This is a genomic window from Cryobacterium sp. M23 (assembly GCF_002929655.1).
Classification (GTDB): domain Bacteria; phylum Actinomycetota; class Actinomycetes; order Actinomycetales; family Microbacteriaceae; genus Cryobacterium; species Cryobacterium sandaracinum.
In genome coordinates, this window is the sequence record NZ_PJJV01000082.1 from 54,106 (window position 1) to 70,296 (window position 16,191).

A 16,191-nucleotide genomic window follows, 5' to 3' on the forward strand; every position below is an offset into this window, starting at 1 on the left:
GCTCAGCGTGCCGGGCCCCAGCAGGTACGCCATCAAGGAGGAGCGATGCGAAATTACCAGAAGTACGCGACGGTCGTCGCCGTCTTCGCTGCAGTGCTCCTTGCCGCGCTCCTCGTCGCCGCCTTCGGAATGATCAGCCTGCTGACCGACACGGATGTCATCAGTGACCCCGACGCTGGACCACTCGTCGGCCCGATCATGACCGCCGCCGCCGTGGTGCTGGTGTTCACCCTGATGCTGCTGCTCGGGCTGCGCACCAGACCGGAGAACCAGCGGATCGCCGTCGGGTACTCCCTCGGCACCGGGGTCGCCGCGCTTGTCGTCTTCGTTCTGGTGGGCGGGGTGCTCTACGCGCTCGGCACCGGGGTGCCGGCCGACACCGCCGGGCTCCCGGGCGACAGCGTCGGGTTCGCAGCCTCCGTGCTGCTGGGCCCGTTCGCGGTGACCACCGGCATCCTCTCCTTCATCGTCACCCTGCTCTACTCGCTGGTCCTCGCCTCACGGATGCCCGAACGCGGCCCCCCGAAATGGCCGTGGGAGCAAGGCGAAGACTGAAGCCCCGCCGGCCTGAAAGTCGCTGACTGCGGAGCACTCCGATCGGGTACCCTTGACTCTCATGGGCGGTTCCATCGAGTTGCGGGTCAGCCAACAGGTTGACGACTGGCTCAACTGGCTGCCTCGCTGGCGCCCGGGCACGCATCGCGGCCGTTCACGCCTGTGCCGCACCTGCTTCGGGTCGCCGGTCATCGCCGCCGCCGGCCTCGCCACGGATGTCCCGCACGCCGTGCAGCACGCCCTCGCCATGCGCCTGAAGCACCTGATCGACGCCGAGGTCGACGAGTTCACCGAGACGCACCTCCCCCTGCTGCTCCGGGAGATCCGCCTGAACGAGGAGCGCAAGCAGGCCGCGTTGACGTACCGCCCCGCTGAGGGCCTCGACCCGGCCTACACCGGCCTCGACCTTGACCCGCCGGCACCGCCCGACGCCCCCTACCTCTTCACGTTCGCCGAACTCGCCCGGCCAGAGGCATCCGTGACCCTGCCCGTTGACCCGCCTCCCTTGACCGACGAGGAGAAGGCGGCCATCCGCGCCGAGGTCACACGCGCCGACGAACACGCGGCGCTGGTCGGCGGTCGGGTCTGCGCCGAACTGTCCCGGCACCGTGAACGGATGCGCAGCGCCGTCACCGAATTCGTCGAACCCTGGGTGATCGCTCTCCTCGCCGACCTCGACACCGCGCTCGATTCCCCGCTCTGGCCGCACGGCCCCTGAACAACACCTGAACGAACCTTTGGGCCGCGTGATCCATTTGACCCAGCGGTCACCCCCGGGATATCCTCTGTAGGTGTGCGCTTTGTCGTGCGCTTGAGTCATGCCACCGCGATCTTGTCGTGCCGCACCTTAGGCGCCTTGATGTGGCACTCACACAGGGTGTGCTCTCCGAGCAGCCCCCACGGCATACCCACTACGGCTCGCGAAACTCATTCCGCGTGTTTCGGTGGGTCCAGATGAACTCGATCGGGCCGGAAACGGAGCGATTCGAATGCTAACCATCAATGAGCTGTCACCGTGCAGCACAAACAAGGAGTAATTAGTGCCCACCATTCAGCAGTTGGTACGAAAGGGCCGCAGCCCCAAGGTCACCAAGACCAAGGCGCCCGCCCTGAAGTCCAACCCCCAGCAGCGCGGCGTGTGCACCCGTGTTTACACGACCACGCCGAAGAAGCCGAACTCGGCCCTCCGCAAGGTCGCCCGCGTCAAGCTGTCGAACGGTACCGAGGTCACCGCCTACATTCCCGGCGAGGGTCACAACCTGCAGGAGCACTCGATGGTGCTCGTCCGCGGTGGTCGTGTGAAGGACCTCCCCGGTGTTCGATACAAGATCGTTCGCGGCGCACTGGACACCCAGGCCGTCAAGAACCGCAAGCAGGCTCGTAGCCGCTACGGCGCCAAGATGGAGAAGAAGTAATGCCTCGTAAAGGCCCAGCGCCCAAGCGTCCCGTTATCGCTGACCCGGTATACGGCGCCCCCATCGTCTCCCAGCTCGTCAACAAGATCCTCCTCGACGGCAAAAAGGGCCTCGCCGAGCGCATCGTTTACGATGCACTCGAAGGCGTCGTTGCCAAGAACGGTGCGGATGCCGTCGTCACCTTGAAGAAGGCACTCGACAACGTGCGCCCGACCCTTGAGGTGCGTTCGCGCCGCGTCGGTGGTTCCACCTACCAGGTGCCCGTCGAAGTCAAGCCGCACCGCGCCAACACCCTGGCTCTGCGCTGGTTGACCAGCTACGCCAAGGCTCGTCGCGAGAAGACGATGACCGAGCGTCTCACCAACGAAATCCTCGACGCATCCAACGGCCTCGGCGCCGCTGTGAAGCGCCGCGAGGACACGCACAAGATGGCCGAGGCGAACAAGGCCTTCGCTCACTACCGCTGGTAGTCGCGTTCCGGAATCCGGGCTTGTCGAGATCAGATCTCGATGGGCCCGGTTACCGGATGCCCTGTTTCGCCCCAGTATCCATAAGCAAACTTCCGGAGGACCCCCGTGGCACTTGACGTGCTCACCGACCTGAGTAAGGTCCGCAACATCGGCATCATGGCTCACATTGATGCTGGCAAGACCACCGTCACTGAGCGCATCCTGTACTACACGGGTGTCAATCACAAGATCGGCGAGACGCACGACGGCGCCTCGACCATGGACTGGATGGCGCAGGAGCAGGAACGTGGCATCACCATCACGTCTGCCGCGACGACCTGTTTCTGGGCCGCAAACCAGATCAACATCATCGACACCCCCGGCCACGTGGACTTCACCGTTGAGGTGGAGCGTTCGCTCCGCGTCCTCGACGGCGCCGTCGCAGTGTTCGACGGCAAGGAGGGCGTTGAGCCCCAGTCGGAGACCGTCTGGCGCCAGGCCGACAAGTACGACGTGCCCCGCATTTGCTTCGTCAACAAGATGGACAAGCTCGGCGCCGACTTCTTCTACACGGTCGACACCATCGTCAAGCGCCTCGGCGCGAAGCCGCTCGTCATCCAGCTGCCCATCGGCGCCGAGAACACCTTCGAAGGTGTTGTCGACCTCGTCGAAATGCGTGCACTGACCTGGCGCGGCGACTCCAAGGGTGACGTCGAGATGGGCTCCAAGTACGCCATCGAAGAGATCCCGGCCGACCTTGCCGAGCAGGCCGCGGAATACCGCAAGCTGCTCCTCGAAACCGTCGCCGAGACCGACGACGACCTCATGGAGAAGTACTTCTCCGGCGAAGAGCTCACCGTCTCCGAGATCAAGCACGCGATTCGGGGGCTCACGGTCTCTAGCGAGATCTATCCGGTCCTCTGCGGTTCCGCGTTCAAGAACCGCGGCGTTCAGCCGATGCTTGACGCAGTCGTCGACTACCTCCCCACCCCGCTCGACGTGCCGGCCATCGAGGCCCACGACGCGCGCGACGAGGAAAAGGTCATCATGCGTCACCCCGACGCGACGGAGCCGTTCACGGCCCTCGCGTTCAAGGTCGCCGTTCACCCGTTCTTCGGTCGTCTGACCTACGTTCGCGTGTACTCCGGTCACCTTGACTCCGGCGCCCAGGTCGTCAACTCGACCAAGGGCAAGAAGGAGCGCATCGGCAAGATCTTCCAGATGCACGCCAACAAGGAGAACCCGGTGGCCTTCGTGACCGCCGGTCACATCTACGCGGTCATCGGCCTCAAGGACACCACCACAGGCGACACCCTGTGCGACCCGAACGCGCAGGTCGTGCTCGAGTCGATGACGTTCCCTGACCCGGTCATCGAGGTTGCGATCGAGCCGAAGACGAAGCAGGACCAGGAAAAGCTGGGTCTTGCGATCCAGAAATTGGCCGAAGAAGACCCGACCTTCCGCACCGAGCAGAACCAGGAAACTGGTCAGACGGTCATCAAGGGAATGGGTGAACTTCACCTGGACATCCTGGTCGACCGGATGCGACGTGAATTCAACGTCGAAGCCAACGTCGGCAAGCCTCAGGTCGCCTACCGCGAGACCATCCGCAGGGCGGTCGAGCGTCACGACTACACGCACAAGAAGCAGACCGGTGGATCCGGGCAGTTCGCGAAGATTCAGATCGCGATCGAGCCGCTCGAGATCACTGCCGAGAAGAGCTACGAGTTCGTCAACAAGGTCACGGGTGGCCGCATCCCCCGGGAGTACATCCCCTCGGTGGACGCAGGAATCCAGGATGCGCTGCACGTTGGCGTCCTGGCCGGCTACCCGATGGTGGGCGTCAAGGCAAGCCTGCTTGACGGCGCCGCGCACGACGTCGACTCCTCGGAGATGGCGTTCAAGATTGCCGGTTCGATGGGCTTCAAGGAAGCCGTTCGTAAGGCTGACCCTGTTCTGCTCGAGCCGCTGATGGCCGTCGAGGTTCGTACGCCCGAGGAATACATGGGCGACGTCATCGGCGACCTCAACTCGCGTCGTGGACAGATCCAGACCATGGAGGACGCTCAGGGCGTGAAGGTAATTCGCGCCAACGTGCCGCTGTCGGAGATGTTCGGATACATCGGTGACCTGAGGTCGAAGACCTCGGGCCGCGCGGTGTACTCGATGACCTTCGAGAGTTACGCGGAGGTCCCCAGGGCCGTGGCCGAAGAGATCATCCAGAAGAACAAGGGCGAATAGCCTGAGGCTTCCGGTCTCTCCGGGCCTTCGGGCCCAAATCGCTTCGGCCTCCCGGCCCGAGTAGCATAAGTACACAAATCCAGCAGTTTCACCGGCCGCAAACCAGCGGTCGATGGAGCCATGAGTCCTGAGGAGGACCCACAGTGGCCAAGGCCAAGTTCGAGCGGACCAAGCCGCACGTAAACATCGGAACGATCGGTCACGTTGACCACGGAAAGACCACGCTGACTGCAGCGATCTCCAAGGTCCTTGCCGACACGTACCCGTCCAAGACGAACGTTCAGCGCGACTTTGCGTCGATCGACTCGGCTCCGGAAGAACGCCAGCGCGGTATCACGATCAACATCTCGCACGTTGAGTACGAGACCGAAAAGCGTCACTATGCGCACGTAGACGCACCGGGCCACGCTGACTACATCAAGAACATGATCACCGGTGCAGCTCAGATGGACGGGGCGATCCTTGTGGTTGCTGCTACTGACGGCCCGATGGCTCAGACCCGTGAGCACGTTCTGCTCGCGAAGCAGGTCGGCGTGCCGTCCCTGCTCGTGGCACTGAACAAGTCCGACATGGTTGACGACGAAGAGATCCTCGAGCTCGTTGAGCTCGAGGTTCGCGAACTCCTCTCCGCCCAGGGCTTCGACGGCGACAACGCTCCCGTCGTGCGCGTTTCCGCACTCAAGGCGCTTGAAGGCGACGAGAAGTGGGTCGGCAACATCCTTGAGCTCATGAAGGCTGTCGACGACTACTTCCCGGAGCCCGTCCGCGACAAGGACAAGCCCTTCCTGATGCCGATCGAGGACGTCTTCACGATCACCGGTCGTGGAACCGTCGTCACCGGCCGCGCCGAGCGTGGAACCCTCAAGATCAACTCCGAGGTCGAGGTTGTCGGCATCCGCCCGACCATCAAGACCACGGTCACGGGTATCGAGATGTTCCACAAGCAGCTCGACGAGGCATGGGCCGGCGAGAACTGTGGCCTTCTTCTTCGTGGCACCAAGCGCGAAGACGTCGAGCGCGGCCAGGTTGTCGTCAAGCCGGGTTCGGTCACGCCGCACACCGACTTCGAGGGCACCGCGTACATCCTGTCCAAGGATGAGGGCGGGCGTCACAACCCGTTCTACGCGAACTACCGCCCGCAGTTCTACTTCCGCACCACGGACGTCACCGGCGTCATCACGCTGCCTGAGGGCACCGAGATGGTCATGCCCGGCGACACTACCGACATGAACGTCGCGCTGATCCAGCCGATCGCCATGGAAGAGGGCCTCGGCTTCGCCATTCGTGAAGGTGGCCGCACCGTCGGCGCCGGAACGGTGACCAAGATCATCAAGTAGTTCCCTTCAGAAAATGGGGTCGGTCCTTCGGGGCCGGCCCTTTTTTTCGTCCCCGACTTGCGGGGCCAGTTGATCCCGAATCGCCCAGGAACTAGCCTTGAAATGAACCTCAACCGCCCCAGATCGGAGCACCCCGTGAATTTCAACGACATCAGCCGCAAAGCGCAGGAGTTCCTCAAAACAGAGAAGGGCGAGAAGATCGCCGACAAGATCCTCGACGGGGGCGCCGCCGCCGCGAACAAGGTCACCGGCAACAAGCACGCCGACAAGATCAAGGATGCCCGAGCGGCGGCGGATAAACACCTCGGTCGCGGGGACGGTCCGACCGACCGCGACGCTCGAGGCACTGGCCCCGACGGCAGGTAACCGCTGGTCGAGCTCACTTCGGTGACCGAGCGCACCGTGGCGCGGGTCGTGCGCCGGTTCGCGCGTGGCATGCCACCTGCGAACGGGCGCAGCACCCGCGCATCGGGATGCGCCCCGTTCTCCACAGGCGGGTTGCCCGGAGGGGAGTGTGCAGATCCCTGTGGCGACGCGGTGCTGGGGACGCAACAGTGCACAGTGGGCGGATGCCTGACTCACCTGAAGAGCACGTCTCACCCAACGGCCTCCTCCTCGCGTCCGATCTCCGCAGGGCCTTCGGCGTCGACCTCCGGCTCCGCCGCCAGGCGGAGAGGGGCGAACTGCACAGGCTCGCTCGCGGCCAGTACATGGACGCCGCCGAGTGGGCGGCGCTGACCCCGGACTAGCGGTATGCAGCCTGTGTGCGCGGCGCAGCAGACACGCGCCAGACGGAACATGTGATCTCCCACCGGTCCGCGGCTGTCCTGTAGGGACTCCCCACTCTCGCCGGCTGGCCGCCCGAGGTCCACTTCCTCACCGAACGCACCCGCGGCGGCCGCTCAACGCCGGGTATCCGCAAGCATGCATTGGGACTCGACACGCGGGATATCGCCGTGGTGAACGGACTCCTGGTCACCAGCGTCGAACGCACGGTCGTCGACCTCGCCGCCACTCTGGATCTGAAGTCCGCGGTCGCCATGGCCGACCGGGCCATTGCGGTGGATCGCAGGGGGTGCATTCTGCCTCTGACCACCAGAGCCAGGCTGCGTGAGACCTGGGAAGGGTTGCTTCCCTTCCGCGGGCCCGTGCGGGCGCGGGCAGTGATCGACTTCTCTTCGACGCTGTCCGGTTCCCCCAACGAGTCCGGAAGCCGCGTCAACGTGGCGCTGAACGGATTTCCGGAGCCGGTGCTGCAGCATCCGTTCGTCGTCGAAGGCAAGACCGTCTTCACGGACTTCTACTGGATCGACGAGGACTCGGTGGGGGAGGCCGACGGCAAGGGCAAATACTTCGACCCCGTGATGCGAGGCGGTCGCACCACCGCCGAGGTGGTCTACGACGAGTAACGCCGTGAGGATGGCGTGCGGCGCCAGGTGCACGCGTTCACCCGGTGGGACTTCCCGGTCGGGATGAGTCAGAGCCGGCTGCGCACTCGGCTGCTGCAGTTGGGGCTGCCGATCGGGCGCCCGCGACTCCAGTTTCGGTGAGGTGCCGGTGGTGCGCGGGTGTTGCGCCGCTGCGCTGGTGGCGTGCCCCGCGCGGAGCGGCGCAGCACCCGCGCGAGGCGTGAATGGTGGCGGCGACGCGCCCGGGGCGAGAGCCGGCCGAGCCGCGGAACGACGCGGATGTGGCGACACGCCGCCCGCGACACGCCCGGGTTGCACAATGACCCAACCCTGTGGCAGACTCTTCTAGTTCAACACTTTCGACTGCCGCGCTGCACGCGGTGTCGGGATCACTGCCAGGTAGTGCATAGCTTGTGCCGTTCGCCGTGAAAGGCGCCAGGTGCACAGTTAGGCCGCGGGTAGCAGAACATAGCTCAAACCAACAGCCGGGAAAGCTGGGTAAATCCATGCCTTCCCTCACGCGCGAGTGTGGAGAAGCGGGTTGGCTCGGCATGACCGCTCCGCGGCCCTGCCGAAATTGACAGATGAACAGTGGTGCGACAGCAGCAGTGCTACTACGGCGTCCAATGCAGCCCCTCGGGATGTACGAAGCCTTGACAAGAAAGCGAGTTCGACATGGCGGGACAGAAAATCCGCATTCGACTTAAGTCGTATGACCACGAGGTCATCGACATCTCGGCGCGCAAGATCGTCGACACAGTGACCCGCGCGGGTGCGACTGTCGTCGGCCCCGTGCCGCTTCCGACCGAGAAGAACGTGGTGTGTGTCATCCGTTCCCCTCACAAGTACAAGGACAGCCGGGAGCACTTTGAAATGCGCACCCACAAGCGTCTGATCGACATCATTGACCCGACCCCGAAGGCTGTCGACTCGCTCATGCGTCTCGACCTGCCGGCCGACGTCAACATCGAGATCAAGCTCTAGGGCCCGCGATGTCTTACTCAGATACCAAGACCACCAAGGGTCTCCTCGGCAAGAAGCTCGGCATGACGCAGGTGTGGGACGAGAACAACAAGCTCGTTCCCGTCACCGTCATCGAAATCTCGCCCAACGTTGTCACCCAGATCCGCAGCAAGGACATCGACGGTTACGCCGGCGTCCAGATCGCTGCCGGGGCCATCGATCCGCGCAAGGTCAACAAGCCTTCCGCCGGACACTTCGAAAAGGCAGGCGTCACGCCTCGCCGTCACCTCACCGAGCTCCGCACTGCGGATGCCGCTGACTACACCCTGGGCCAGGAACTCACCGTTGACGGTGTGTTCGCTGCCGGTACCAAGGTCGACGTCATGGGCACCAGCAAGGGCAAGGGTTTCGCCGGTGTTATGAAGCGTCACAACTTCAAGGGTGTTTCCTCCTCTCACGGTTCGCACCGCAACCACCGCAAGCCCGGTTCCATCGGTGCTTCCTCGACCCCGAGCCGTGTCTTCAAGGGCATGCGCATGGCCGGTCGTATGGGTGGCGAGCGCGTCACCGTGCTGAACCTCAAGGTTCACGCCGTGGATGCCGAGAAGGGCCTCCTGCTGGTCAAGGGTGCCGTTCCCGGCGCCAAGGGCCGCCTCGTATTCGTCCGCAATGCAGTGAAGGGAGCCTAGTCGTATGACTACCTCACTCGATCTCATCGACGCCAAGGGTAAGAAGGCCGGCTCCGTTGAGTTGCCCGCCGAAATCTTTGACGTTCAGACCAACGTCCCGTTGATCCACCAGGTCGTCGTCGCGCAGCTCGCTGCCGCACGTCAGGGAACTCACAAGACCAAGCGTCGTGGCGAGGTTTCCGGTTCCGGCCGCAAGCCGTTCAAGCAGAAGGGAACCGGTCGCGCTCGTCAGGGCTCGATCCGCGCCCCTCAGATGACCGGTGGTGGAATCGTCCACGGACCGACCCCGCGTAACTACGAACAGCGCACCCCCAAGAAGATGATCGCGGCAGCACTGCGTGGATCCCTTTCCGACCGCGCCCGTGGCGACCGCCTGCACGTCGTGACCGCACTCTTCAGCGCCGAGACGCCCAGCACCAAGGGCGCCATCGAGCTGCTCAGCCAGATCGCCAGCAGCAAGCACGTGCTGGTCGTCCTGGAGCGCACCGACGAACTGACACTGCGCAGCATCCGCAACCTGCCGACGGTGCACGTTCTGCCGTGGGACCAGCTGAATGCCTATGACGTTCTCGTCAGCGACGACATCGTCTTCACCAAGGGCGCGTTCGACGCGTTCGTGGCGAGCAAGACCAAGAAGGAAGAGGTGTCCGCATAATGGCTACCCCGATCAACAAGGATCCCCGCGACGTCATCCTCGCTCCGGTCGTCTCTGAGAAGAGCTATGGCCTGATCGACGAAGGCAAGTACACCTTCATCGTGGACCCGCGCTCGAACAAGACCGAAATCAAGCTCGCGATCGAAAAGATCTTCAAGGTGGAGGTCGCTTCGATCAACACCATGAACCGCATCGGCAAGACGCGTCGCACGAAGTTCGGTCAGGGCAAGCGCAAGGACACCAAGCGTGCCATCGTCACGCTCAAGTCCGGTTCCATTGACATCTTCACGGCCGTCGGCTAAGCGGCGCGGACTAGAGGAATAAGAAATGGCTATTCGTAAGTTCAAGCCCACGACTCCCGGTCGTCGCGGTTCATCTGTTGCAGACTTCGCAGAGATCACCCGCTCCACGCCGGAGAAGTCCCTGCTTCGCCCCCTGTCCAAGACCGGTGGCCGTAACAACCAGGGTCGCATCACCACCCGTCACATCGGTGGTGGACACAAGCGCCAGTACCGTCTGATCGACTTCCGTCGTAACGACAAGGACGGCGTCAACGCCAAGGTTGCTCACATCGAGTACGACCCCAACCGCACGGCGCGCATCGCGCTCCTGCACTTCATGGACGGCTCCAAGCGCTACATCATCGCCCCGAACAAGCTGAACCAGGGCGACATCGTAGAGTCGGGCGCCGGTGCTGACATCAAGCCCGGCAACAACCTGCCGCTGAAGAACATCCCGACCGGTACCATCATCCACGCGGTCGAACTGCGTCCGGGCGGTGGCGCCAAGATGGCCCGCTCCGCCGGATCATCCGTTCGCCTCGTTGCGAAGGATGGCATCTACGCCCAGCTGCGCCTGCCGTCCGGAGAAATCCGCAACGTCGACGCCCGCTGCCGCGCCACGATCGGCGAGGTCGGCAACGCCGAGCAGTCGAACATCAACTGGGGCAAGGCCGGCCGGATGCGCTGGAAAGGCGTTCGCCCGACCGTTCGTGGTGTCGCCATGAACCCGGTCGACCACCCGCACGGTGGTGGTGAGGGTAAGACGTCCGGTGGACGTCACCCCGTCAGCCCTTGGGGCCAGAAAGAAGGGCGTACCCGCCACCCGAACAAGGAAAGCGACAAGCTCATCGTTCGTCGCCGTACCGTCGGCAAGAAGCGTAAGTAGGAGTAGACGATGCCACGCAGTCTCAAGAAAGGCCCGTTCGTTGACGACCACCTGCTTCGCAAGGTTGTCAAGGCGAACGAAGCCAGCAGCAAGAACGTAATCAAGACCTGGTCGCGCCGTTCGATGATCATCCCCGGCATGCTCGGGCACACCATCGCCGTGCACGACGGACGCAAGCACATCCCGGTGTTCGTCACCGAGAGCATGGTCGGGCATAAGCTCGGCGAGTTTGCGCCCACCCGCACCTTCCGTGGACACGTGAAGGACGACAAGAAGGGCCGTCGCCGCTAACGCGGGGACGTGAAGGAGGATAAGAAATGGTGGAGTCGATCGCACGCGTGCGTCACATCCGCGTTACCCCCCAGAAGGCTCGTCGCGTTGTCAACCTGATCCGCGGCAAGCAGGCCTTCGAGGCCCTGGGAATTCTGAAGTTTGCGCCGCAGGGCGCGAGCGACCCGGTGTACAAGCTGGTTGCCTCGGCAATCGCCAACGCGCGAGTCAAGGCTGATGCAGCCAACACCTTCCTCGACGAGCAGGACCTGTTCGTCAGCCAGGCGTTCGTTGACGAGGGTACGACCCTCAAGCGTTTCCAGGCCCGTGCACAGGGTCGCGCATTCCAGATCAAGAAGCGCACGAGCCACATCACGGTTGTGCTCGCCACTCCTGAGGAGGGTACGAAGTAATGGGTCAGAAAGTAAACCCCTATGGCTTCCGTCTGGGAATCACGACCGACCACGTGTCGCGTTGGTTCTCTGACAGCACGAAGCCGGGCCAGCGTTACAGCGACTTCGTCGCTGAAGACGTCAAGATCCGCCGCCTGTTGAGCACCAGTCTCGACCGCGCCGGCGTGTCCCGCATCGAGATCGAGCGCACTCGTGACCGCGTTCGCGTCGACATCCACACCGCCCGTCCGGGCATTGTGATCGGTCGCCGCGGCGCGGAGGCCGAGCGCATTCGCTCCGACCTCGAGAAGCTCACCGCCAAGCAGATCCAGCTGAACATCCTCGAGGTGAAGAACCCCGAGGTCGACGCTCAGCTGGTCGCTCAGGGCATCGCCGAGCAGCTCTCCGCTCGCGTGGCATTCCGCCGCGCGATGCGTAAGGGCCTGCAGGGTGCCCAGCGCGCCGGTGCCAAGGGTGTTCGCATCCAGGTCTCCGGTCGCCTGGGTGGCGCCGAGATGAGCCGTTCGGAGTTCTACCGCGAAGGCCGTGTGCCCCTGCACACTCTGCGCGCGAACATCGACTACGGGTTCTATGAAGCCAAGACCACCTTCGGCCGCATCGGCGTGAAGGTCTGGATCTACAAGGGCGACATCACCAACAAGGAACTCGCTCGCGAGCAGGCCAACGCTAAGTCGACCCGCCCCGAGCGTCGTGACGACCGACCGCGTCGTGCGCCCCGCGCAGAGGCAGCGGCACCGGTTGCAGCAGGAGTTGAGGCATAACCATGTTGATTCCACGCAGAGTCAAGCACCGCAAGCAGCACCACCCGGGCCGTACCGGCCACGCAACCGGTGGTACCGAGCTGTCGTTCGGTGAGTACGGCATCCAGGCCCTCACGCCCGCCTATGTGACCAACCGTCAGATCGAGTCCGCTCGTATCGCGATCACCCGTCACATGAAGCGCGGCGGCAAGGTCTGGATCAACATCTACCCGGACCGCCCGCTCACCAAGAAGCCGGCCGAAACCCGCATGGGTTCCGGTAAGGGTTCCGTCGAGTGGTGGGTTGCCAACGTCAAGCCCGGTCGCGTGCTTTTCGAACTCAGCGGTGTCACTGACATCGTCGCAAAGGAAGCGCTGACCCGCGCTATCCACAAACTGCCCTTGAAGGCACGCATCATCAAGCGCGAGGAGGGCGACGCATAATGGCGATCGGATCCAAGGAGCTCGCCTCAGTCGAGCTCGACACTTTTGAAAACGAGCGGTTGTTCGATGAGCTGAAGAAGGCGAAGGAAGAACTCTTCAACCTTCGCTTCCAGTCGGCCACCGGCCAGCTCGAGAGCCACGGCCGCCTCCGCGCGGTCAAGCGCGACATCGCTCGCATCTACACGATTCTCCGTGAGCGCGAGTTGGGCATTCGTCCGACTCCCGCACCAGTCGAGGCTCCGGCCAAGGCTGAGAAGAAGACCAAGAAGGCAAAGCCTGCAGTGGAGTCCGTTGACGACTCCGCTGCGGCCGACGCCGCCCAGACGAAGGAGGCCTAGTCATGGCGAAGACTGACGAAAAGGTCGTCGCTGCCGAGGCTGAGGCTCTCGTTCGCGGCTACCGCAAGACGCTGCGTGGTTACGTGACCAGCGACAAGATGGATAAGACCATCGTTGTCGAGGTCGAAGACCGCGTGAAGCACCCCCTGTACGGCAAGGTCATCCGCCGTACGTCCAAGCTGAAGGCTCACGACGAGGCGAACATCGCCGGCGTCGGCGACCTGGTCCTGATCAGTGAGACCCGTCCGCTCAGCGCCTCCAAGCGCTGGCGCCTGGTCGAGATCCTCGAGAAGGCCAAGTAAGCCTCGCGCTTACTTGATAGAAGGGTATAAAAAGTGCTTCAGCAAGAATCACGACTCAAGGTTGCCGACAACACGGGTGCCAAGGAGCTGTTGACCATTCGCGTGCTCGGCGGCTCCGGCCGTCGCTACGCAGGCCTCGGCGACACCATCGTCGCCACGGTCAAGGACGCGATCCCGGGCGGCAACGTCAAGAAGGGCGACGTCGTCAAGGCCGTCGTCGTTCGCGTCAAAAAGCAGACCCGTCGTTCAGACGGTTCGTACATCAAGTTCGATGAGAACGCCGCAGTGATTTTGAAGAACGAAGGTGACCCCCGCGGCACCCGAATCTTCGGACCGGTCGGTCGCGAGCTTCGCGACAAGAAGTTCATGAAGATCATCTCGCTGGCACCGGAGGTTATCTAAATCATGGCCAGACTCAAAAAGGGTGATCTCGTAGAGGTCATCACCGGCCGCACCCAGGCCCGCGGCGGAGACCGTGGCAAGCAGGGCAAGGTCATTGCCATCCTGGTGGAGAAGAACAGGGTCCTCGTTGAGGGCATCAACTTCGTCACCAAGCACGTTCGCGTGGGCCAGACCCAGCGCGGCACCAAGACCGGCGGCATCGAGACCATGGAGGCGCCGATTCACGTGTCCAACGTGGCCCTCGTCGACCCGGAGACCAAGAAGCCGACTCGCGTCGGATTCCGCCTCGAAGAAGTAACGAAGGACGGCGTCACCAAGACGGTCCGCATCCGTTACGCCAAGAAGTCAGGGAAGGACCTCTGATGACCGACACTTCAGTTGCAGCAGCAGAAGCCGCCGTTGAGGCCGTCCTGCCGCGTCTCAAGCAGAAGTACCGCGATGAGATCATGGCCCAGCTCAGCAAGGACCTCGGCTTCACCAACGTTCACCAGATTCCGAACCTGGTCAAGATCGTCGTGAACATGGGTGTTGGCGAGGCAGCACGCGACGGCAAGATCATGGATGGCGCCGTCTCCGACCTCACCAAGATCACCGGTCAGAAGCCGCAGGTCACCAAGGCCCGTAAGTCGATCGCGCAGTTCAAACTGCGTGAAGGACAGCCCATCGGCACGCACGTCACACTTCGTGGCGACCGCATGTGGGAGTTCCTCGACCGGCTCCTGAGCCTGGCGCTTCCGCGCATCCGCGACTTCCGTGGTCTGAGCGACAAGCAGTTCGATGGCAGCGGTAACTACACCTTCGGTCTCACCGAGCAGGTCATGTTCCACGAGATCGACCAGGACCGGATCGACCGTATCCGCGGTATGGATATCACGGTTGTGACGACGGCCAAGAACAACGAAGAAGGCCGCGCGCTGCTCAAGGCGCTGGGCTTCCCGTTCAAGACGGCCGAAAACACAAAGTAAACTAACTCTTTGGCTCTTGTACTACAAATCCGGGGCTGGACAACCGTCCAGCCCCACCACGACCAAGGTCGTCACCCGTGTAACGGATGAACGAAACCAGGCGAGAAAGGCACCACAAATGACAATGACAGATCCGGTCGCAGACATGCTGACCAGACTGCGCAACGCTAACTCGGCGTTCCACGACACCGTGTCCATGCCGCACAGCAAGCTCAAAGCGAACATCGCAGACATTCTCAAGGCACAGGGTTACATCTCGGCGTGGGATGTCAAGGATGCAGTGGTCGGCAAGACCCTCACGCTCAACCTCAAGTTCGGTCCGAACCGCGAGCGTTCCATCGTCGGCATCAAGCGGGTTTCCAAGCCCGGCCTGCGCGTGTACGCAAAGTCGACCGAAATCCCCACCGTTCTCGGTGGTCTCGGCGTTGCCATCCTGTCCACCTCCAGCGGTCTGCTCACCGACCGCCAGGCTGAGAAGAAGGGCGTAGGCGGAGAAGTTCTCGCCTACGTGTGGTAGCCGACAATGTCACGTATTGGAAGACTTCCCATCCCGATTCCCGCGGATGTCACGGTCGCCACTGAAGGCCAGCGCGTCAACGTCAAGGGTCCGAAAGGCGAGCTCGCGCTCACCGTCGCGAACCCCATCGAGGTCAAGATCGAGGACGGCCACGTCGTCGTCACACGCCCGAATGACGAGCGCAACTCGCGTTCGCTGCACGGTCTGACTCGCACGCTGATCGCAAACCAGATCATCGGGGTGACGGTGGGTTACACCAAGTCTCTCGAGATCGTCGGTACCGGTTACCGCGTCGCCCAGAAGGGCAGCTCGATCGAGTTCGCCCTCGGCTTCTCGCACCCGGTCCTCGTCGAGGCACCTGCCGGCATCACCCTCACCGTGGAGAGCGTCAACCGCCTCACGGTCGGTGGCATCGACAAGCAGGCTGTCGGCGAGGTCGCCGCCAACATCCGTAAGATTCGCAAGCCGGAGCCCTACAAGGGCAAGGGTGTGCGTTACGCCGGCGAGATTGTTCGCCGCAAGGCCGGAAAGAGTGGTAAGTAACCATGGGTCTCGGAACTAGAGGTAAGAGCAAGGCCGCTGCCCGCGGACGCAGGCATACACGTCTTCGCAAAAAGATCGAGGGGACCGCGCTTCGTCCGCGTCTCGTCGTGACCCGTTCGGCTCGCCACGTGTTCGTGCAGGTCGTCGATGACAGCAAGGGTTTCACCCTTGCTTCGGCGTCCACGCTCGAAGACGGTCTGCGCACCTTCGATGGTGACAAGACCGCCAAGGCCCGCAAGGTCGGCGAACTCGTCGCCGAGCGTGCGAAGGCCGCCGGCATCGACGCCGTCGTATTTGACCGTGGCGGAAGCAAGTACGCAGGACGCGTTGCTGCGATCGCCGATGGAGCTCGAGAGGGTGGATTGAACCTGTGAGCAC

26 protein-coding genes are annotated in these 16,191 nt (G+C 63.2%); all 26 read left to right on the forward strand.

Annotation, left to right across the window (positions count from 1 at the left end):
• The first annotated feature begins 45 nt into the window (after window positions 1-45).
• The 26 genes from CXY82_RS15720 to rplR all read left to right on the forward strand — a co-directional run bounded on the left by CXY82_RS15720 (window position 46) and on the right by rplR (window position 16,187).
• Complete coding sequence (locus CXY82_RS15720; protein WP_104171750.1) at window positions 46-555, forward strand: DUF6121 family protein; 510 nt, start codon at window positions 46-48, stop codon at window positions 553-555.
• A 61-nt stretch (window positions 556-616) separates the two neighbouring features.
• Window positions 617-1,273 carry a spermidine/putrescine ABC transporter substrate-binding protein gene (locus CXY82_RS15725; RefSeq protein WP_104171751.1) on the forward strand — a complete coding sequence of 219 codons (657 nt, stop codon included), beginning with the start codon at window positions 617-619 and terminating at the stop codon, window positions 1,271-1,273.
• 322 nt (window positions 1,274-1,595) lie between these two features.
• Window positions 1,596-1,970 (forward strand): 30S ribosomal protein S12, encoded by a 375-nt coding sequence (gene rpsL, locus CXY82_RS15730; protein ID WP_055811472.1) that lies wholly within the window; start codon window positions 1,596-1,598, stop codon window positions 1,968-1,970.
• Window positions 1,970-2,440 (forward strand): 30S ribosomal protein S7, encoded by a 471-nt coding sequence (gene rpsG, locus CXY82_RS15735; protein WP_066597688.1) that lies wholly within the window; start codon window positions 1,970-1,972, stop codon window positions 2,438-2,440. Before rpsL ends, rpsG begins: the two co-directional genes overlap by 1 nt.
• A 105-nt stretch (window positions 2,441-2,545) precedes the next feature.
• Window positions 2,546-4,660 carry an elongation factor G gene (fusA, locus tag CXY82_RS15740; RefSeq protein ID WP_104171752.1) on the forward strand — a complete coding sequence of 705 codons (2,115 nt, stop codon included), beginning with the start codon at window positions 2,546-2,548 and terminating at the stop codon, window positions 4,658-4,660.
• Between the two features lie 143 nt (window positions 4,661-4,803).
• Window positions 4,804-5,997: an elongation factor Tu gene (gene tuf, locus CXY82_RS15745; RefSeq protein ID WP_104171753.1), complete on the forward strand. Its 1,194-nt coding sequence runs from the start codon at window positions 4,804-4,806 to the stop codon at window positions 5,995-5,997.
• Window positions 5,998-6,132: 135 nt separating this feature from the next.
• On the forward strand, window positions 6,133-6,363 hold the full coding sequence (locus CXY82_RS15750) for an Rv0909 family putative TA system antitoxin (RefSeq protein WP_134511889.1): 231 nt from the start codon (window positions 6,133-6,135) through the stop codon (window positions 6,361-6,363).
• 203 nt (window positions 6,364-6,566) lie between these two features.
• A complete protein-coding gene (locus tag CXY82_RS15755; RefSeq protein WP_104171755.1) occupies window positions 6,567-6,746 on the forward strand; it encodes a hypothetical protein in 180 nt (59 codons plus the stop codon).
• A 207-nt stretch (window positions 6,747-6,953) separates the two neighbouring features.
• Window positions 6,954-7,406: a hypothetical protein gene (locus tag CXY82_RS15760; RefSeq protein ID WP_158252211.1), complete on the forward strand. Its 453-nt coding sequence runs from the start codon at window positions 6,954-6,956 to the stop codon at window positions 7,404-7,406.
• 675 nt (window positions 7,407-8,081) lie between these two features.
• Entirely contained in the window at window positions 8,082-8,390 is a 309-nt protein-coding gene (rpsJ, locus tag CXY82_RS15765) for a 30S ribosomal protein S10 (protein WP_035834607.1), read from the forward strand.
• 8 nt (window positions 8,391-8,398) lie between these two features.
• Window positions 8,399-9,058 carry a 50S ribosomal protein L3 gene (gene rplC, locus CXY82_RS15770; protein ID WP_104100970.1) on the forward strand — a complete coding sequence of 220 codons (660 nt, stop codon included), beginning with the start codon at window positions 8,399-8,401 and terminating at the stop codon, window positions 9,056-9,058.
• A 4-nt stretch (window positions 9,059-9,062) separates the two neighbouring features.
• The gene (rplD, locus tag CXY82_RS15775; protein WP_104100969.1) at window positions 9,063-9,713 is read left to right on the forward strand and encodes a 50S ribosomal protein L4; all 651 of its coding nucleotides are present in this window, start codon (window positions 9,063-9,065) and stop codon (window positions 9,711-9,713) included.
• Window positions 9,713-10,015, forward strand: a complete 303-nt coding sequence (gene rplW, locus CXY82_RS15780) for a 50S ribosomal protein L23 (protein WP_104171757.1) — start codon at window positions 9,713-9,715, stop codon at window positions 10,013-10,015. The genes rplD and rplW overlap by 1 nt, the downstream gene beginning before the upstream one ends.
• Before the next feature lie 25 nt (window positions 10,016-10,040).
• Window positions 10,041-10,880 (forward strand): 50S ribosomal protein L2, encoded by an 840-nt coding sequence (gene rplB / locus CXY82_RS15785; RefSeq protein ID WP_104100967.1) that lies wholly within the window; start codon window positions 10,041-10,043, stop codon window positions 10,878-10,880.
• 9 nt (window positions 10,881-10,889) lie between these two features.
• Window positions 10,890-11,171 carry a 30S ribosomal protein S19 gene (rpsS, locus tag CXY82_RS15790; protein WP_104100966.1) on the forward strand — a complete coding sequence of 94 codons (282 nt, stop codon included), beginning with the start codon at window positions 10,890-10,892 and terminating at the stop codon, window positions 11,169-11,171.
• A 26-nt stretch (window positions 11,172-11,197) separates the two neighbouring features.
• Entirely contained in the window at window positions 11,198-11,563 is a 366-nt protein-coding gene (gene rplV, locus CXY82_RS15795; RefSeq protein WP_104100965.1) for a 50S ribosomal protein L22, read from the forward strand.
• On the forward strand, window positions 11,563-12,324 hold the full coding sequence (gene rpsC / locus CXY82_RS15800; protein ID WP_104100964.1) for a 30S ribosomal protein S3: 762 nt from the start codon (window positions 11,563-11,565) through the stop codon (window positions 12,322-12,324). Before rplV ends, rpsC begins: the two co-directional genes overlap by 1 nt.
• 2 nt (window positions 12,325-12,326) lie before the next feature.
• Complete coding sequence (rplP, locus tag CXY82_RS15805; RefSeq protein WP_104100963.1) at window positions 12,327-12,746, forward strand: 50S ribosomal protein L16; 420 nt, start codon at window positions 12,327-12,329, stop codon at window positions 12,744-12,746.
• Window positions 12,746-13,084: a 50S ribosomal protein L29 gene (gene rpmC / locus CXY82_RS15810; RefSeq protein WP_104171758.1), complete on the forward strand. Its 339-nt coding sequence runs from the start codon at window positions 12,746-12,748 to the stop codon at window positions 13,082-13,084. Before rplP ends, rpmC begins: the two co-directional genes overlap by 1 nt.
• Before the next feature lie 2 nt (window positions 13,085-13,086).
• Window positions 13,087-13,386, forward strand: a complete 300-nt coding sequence (gene rpsQ, locus CXY82_RS15815; RefSeq protein WP_104100961.1) for a 30S ribosomal protein S17 — start codon at window positions 13,087-13,089, stop codon at window positions 13,384-13,386.
• Window positions 13,387-13,419: 33 nt separating this feature from the next.
• Window positions 13,420-13,788, forward strand: coding sequence for a 50S ribosomal protein L14 (gene rplN / locus CXY82_RS15820; RefSeq protein WP_104100960.1), 369 nt, complete (start codon window positions 13,420-13,422; stop codon window positions 13,786-13,788).
• A 3-nt stretch (window positions 13,789-13,791) separates the two neighbouring features.
• Window positions 13,792-14,151: a 50S ribosomal protein L24 gene (gene rplX / locus CXY82_RS15825; RefSeq protein ID WP_104171759.1), complete on the forward strand. Its 360-nt coding sequence runs from the start codon at window positions 13,792-13,794 to the stop codon at window positions 14,149-14,151.
• Window positions 14,151-14,753, forward strand: coding sequence for a 50S ribosomal protein L5 (gene rplE / locus CXY82_RS15830; RefSeq protein WP_104171760.1), 603 nt, complete (start codon window positions 14,151-14,153; stop codon window positions 14,751-14,753). Before rplX ends, rplE begins: the two co-directional genes overlap by 1 nt.
• Before the next feature lie 118 nt (window positions 14,754-14,871).
• Entirely contained in the window at window positions 14,872-15,270 is a 399-nt protein-coding gene (gene rpsH, locus CXY82_RS15835; RefSeq protein WP_104100957.1) for a 30S ribosomal protein S8, read from the forward strand.
• 6 nt (window positions 15,271-15,276) lie between these two features.
• Window positions 15,277-15,813, forward strand: coding sequence for a 50S ribosomal protein L6 (gene rplF / locus CXY82_RS15840; protein WP_104100956.1), 537 nt, complete (start codon window positions 15,277-15,279; stop codon window positions 15,811-15,813).
• A 2-nt stretch (window positions 15,814-15,815) separates the two neighbouring features.
• Window positions 15,816-16,187, forward strand: a complete 372-nt coding sequence (rplR, locus tag CXY82_RS15845) for a 50S ribosomal protein L18 (protein WP_104171761.1) — start codon at window positions 15,816-15,818, stop codon at window positions 16,185-16,187.
• Window positions 16,188-16,191: the final 4 nt, after the last annotated feature.

Excerpts from the sequence above, each read along its gene's own strand:
- rpmC (WP_104171758.1), top strand. The coding sequence starts at position 12,746 with ATGGCGATCGGATCCAAGGAGCTCGCCTCAGTCGAGCTCGACACTTTT.
- rplE (WP_104171760.1), top strand. The coding sequence starts at position 14,151 with ATGACCGACACTTCAGTTGCAGCAGCAGAAGCCGCCGTTGAGGCCGTC.
- CXY82_RS15725 (WP_104171751.1), top strand. The coding sequence starts at position 617 with ATGGGCGGTTCCATCGAGTTGCGGGTCAGCCAACAGGTTGACGACTGG.
- rpsJ (WP_035834607.1), top strand. The coding sequence starts at position 8,082 with ATGGCGGGACAGAAAATCCGCATTCGACTTAAGTCGTATGACCACGAG.
- rplV (WP_104100965.1), top strand. The coding sequence starts at position 11,198 with ATGGTGGAGTCGATCGCACGCGTGCGTCACATCCGCGTTACCCCCCAG.
- CXY82_RS15755 (WP_104171755.1), top strand. The coding sequence starts at position 6,567 with ATGCCTGACTCACCTGAAGAGCACGTCTCACCCAACGGCCTCCTCCTC.
- rplC (WP_104100970.1), top strand. The coding sequence starts at position 8,399 with ATGTCTTACTCAGATACCAAGACCACCAAGGGTCTCCTCGGCAAGAAG.
- rplF (WP_104100956.1), top strand. The coding sequence starts at position 15,277 with ATGTCACGTATTGGAAGACTTCCCATCCCGATTCCCGCGGATGTCACG.
- rpsC (WP_104100964.1), top strand. The coding sequence starts at position 11,563 with ATGGGTCAGAAAGTAAACCCCTATGGCTTCCGTCTGGGAATCACGACC.
- rplB (WP_104100967.1), top strand. The coding sequence starts at position 10,041 with ATGGCTATTCGTAAGTTCAAGCCCACGACTCCCGGTCGTCGCGGTTCA.
- rplX (WP_104171759.1), top strand. The coding sequence starts at position 13,792 with ATGGCCAGACTCAAAAAGGGTGATCTCGTAGAGGTCATCACCGGCCGC.
- rplR (WP_104171761.1), top strand. The coding sequence starts at position 15,816 with ATGGGTCTCGGAACTAGAGGTAAGAGCAAGGCCGCTGCCCGCGGACGC.
- rplW (WP_104171757.1), top strand. The coding sequence starts at position 9,713 with ATGGCTACCCCGATCAACAAGGATCCCCGCGACGTCATCCTCGCTCCG.
- rpsS (WP_104100966.1), top strand. The coding sequence starts at position 10,890 with ATGCCACGCAGTCTCAAGAAAGGCCCGTTCGTTGACGACCACCTGCTT.
- rpsQ (WP_104100961.1), top strand. The coding sequence starts at position 13,087 with ATGGCGAAGACTGACGAAAAGGTCGTCGCTGCCGAGGCTGAGGCTCTC.
- CXY82_RS15720 (WP_104171750.1), top strand. The coding sequence starts at position 46 with ATGCGAAATTACCAGAAGTACGCGACGGTCGTCGCCGTCTTCGCTGCA.
- rplD (WP_104100969.1), top strand. The coding sequence starts at position 9,063 with ATGACTACCTCACTCGATCTCATCGACGCCAAGGGTAAGAAGGCCGGC.
- rpsG (WP_066597688.1), top strand. The coding sequence starts at position 1,970 with ATGCCTCGTAAAGGCCCAGCGCCCAAGCGTCCCGTTATCGCTGACCCG.
- rplP (WP_104100963.1), top strand. The coding sequence starts at position 12,327 with ATGTTGATTCCACGCAGAGTCAAGCACCGCAAGCAGCACCACCCGGGC.
- rpsH (WP_104100957.1), top strand. The coding sequence starts at position 14,872 with ATGACAATGACAGATCCGGTCGCAGACATGCTGACCAGACTGCGCAAC.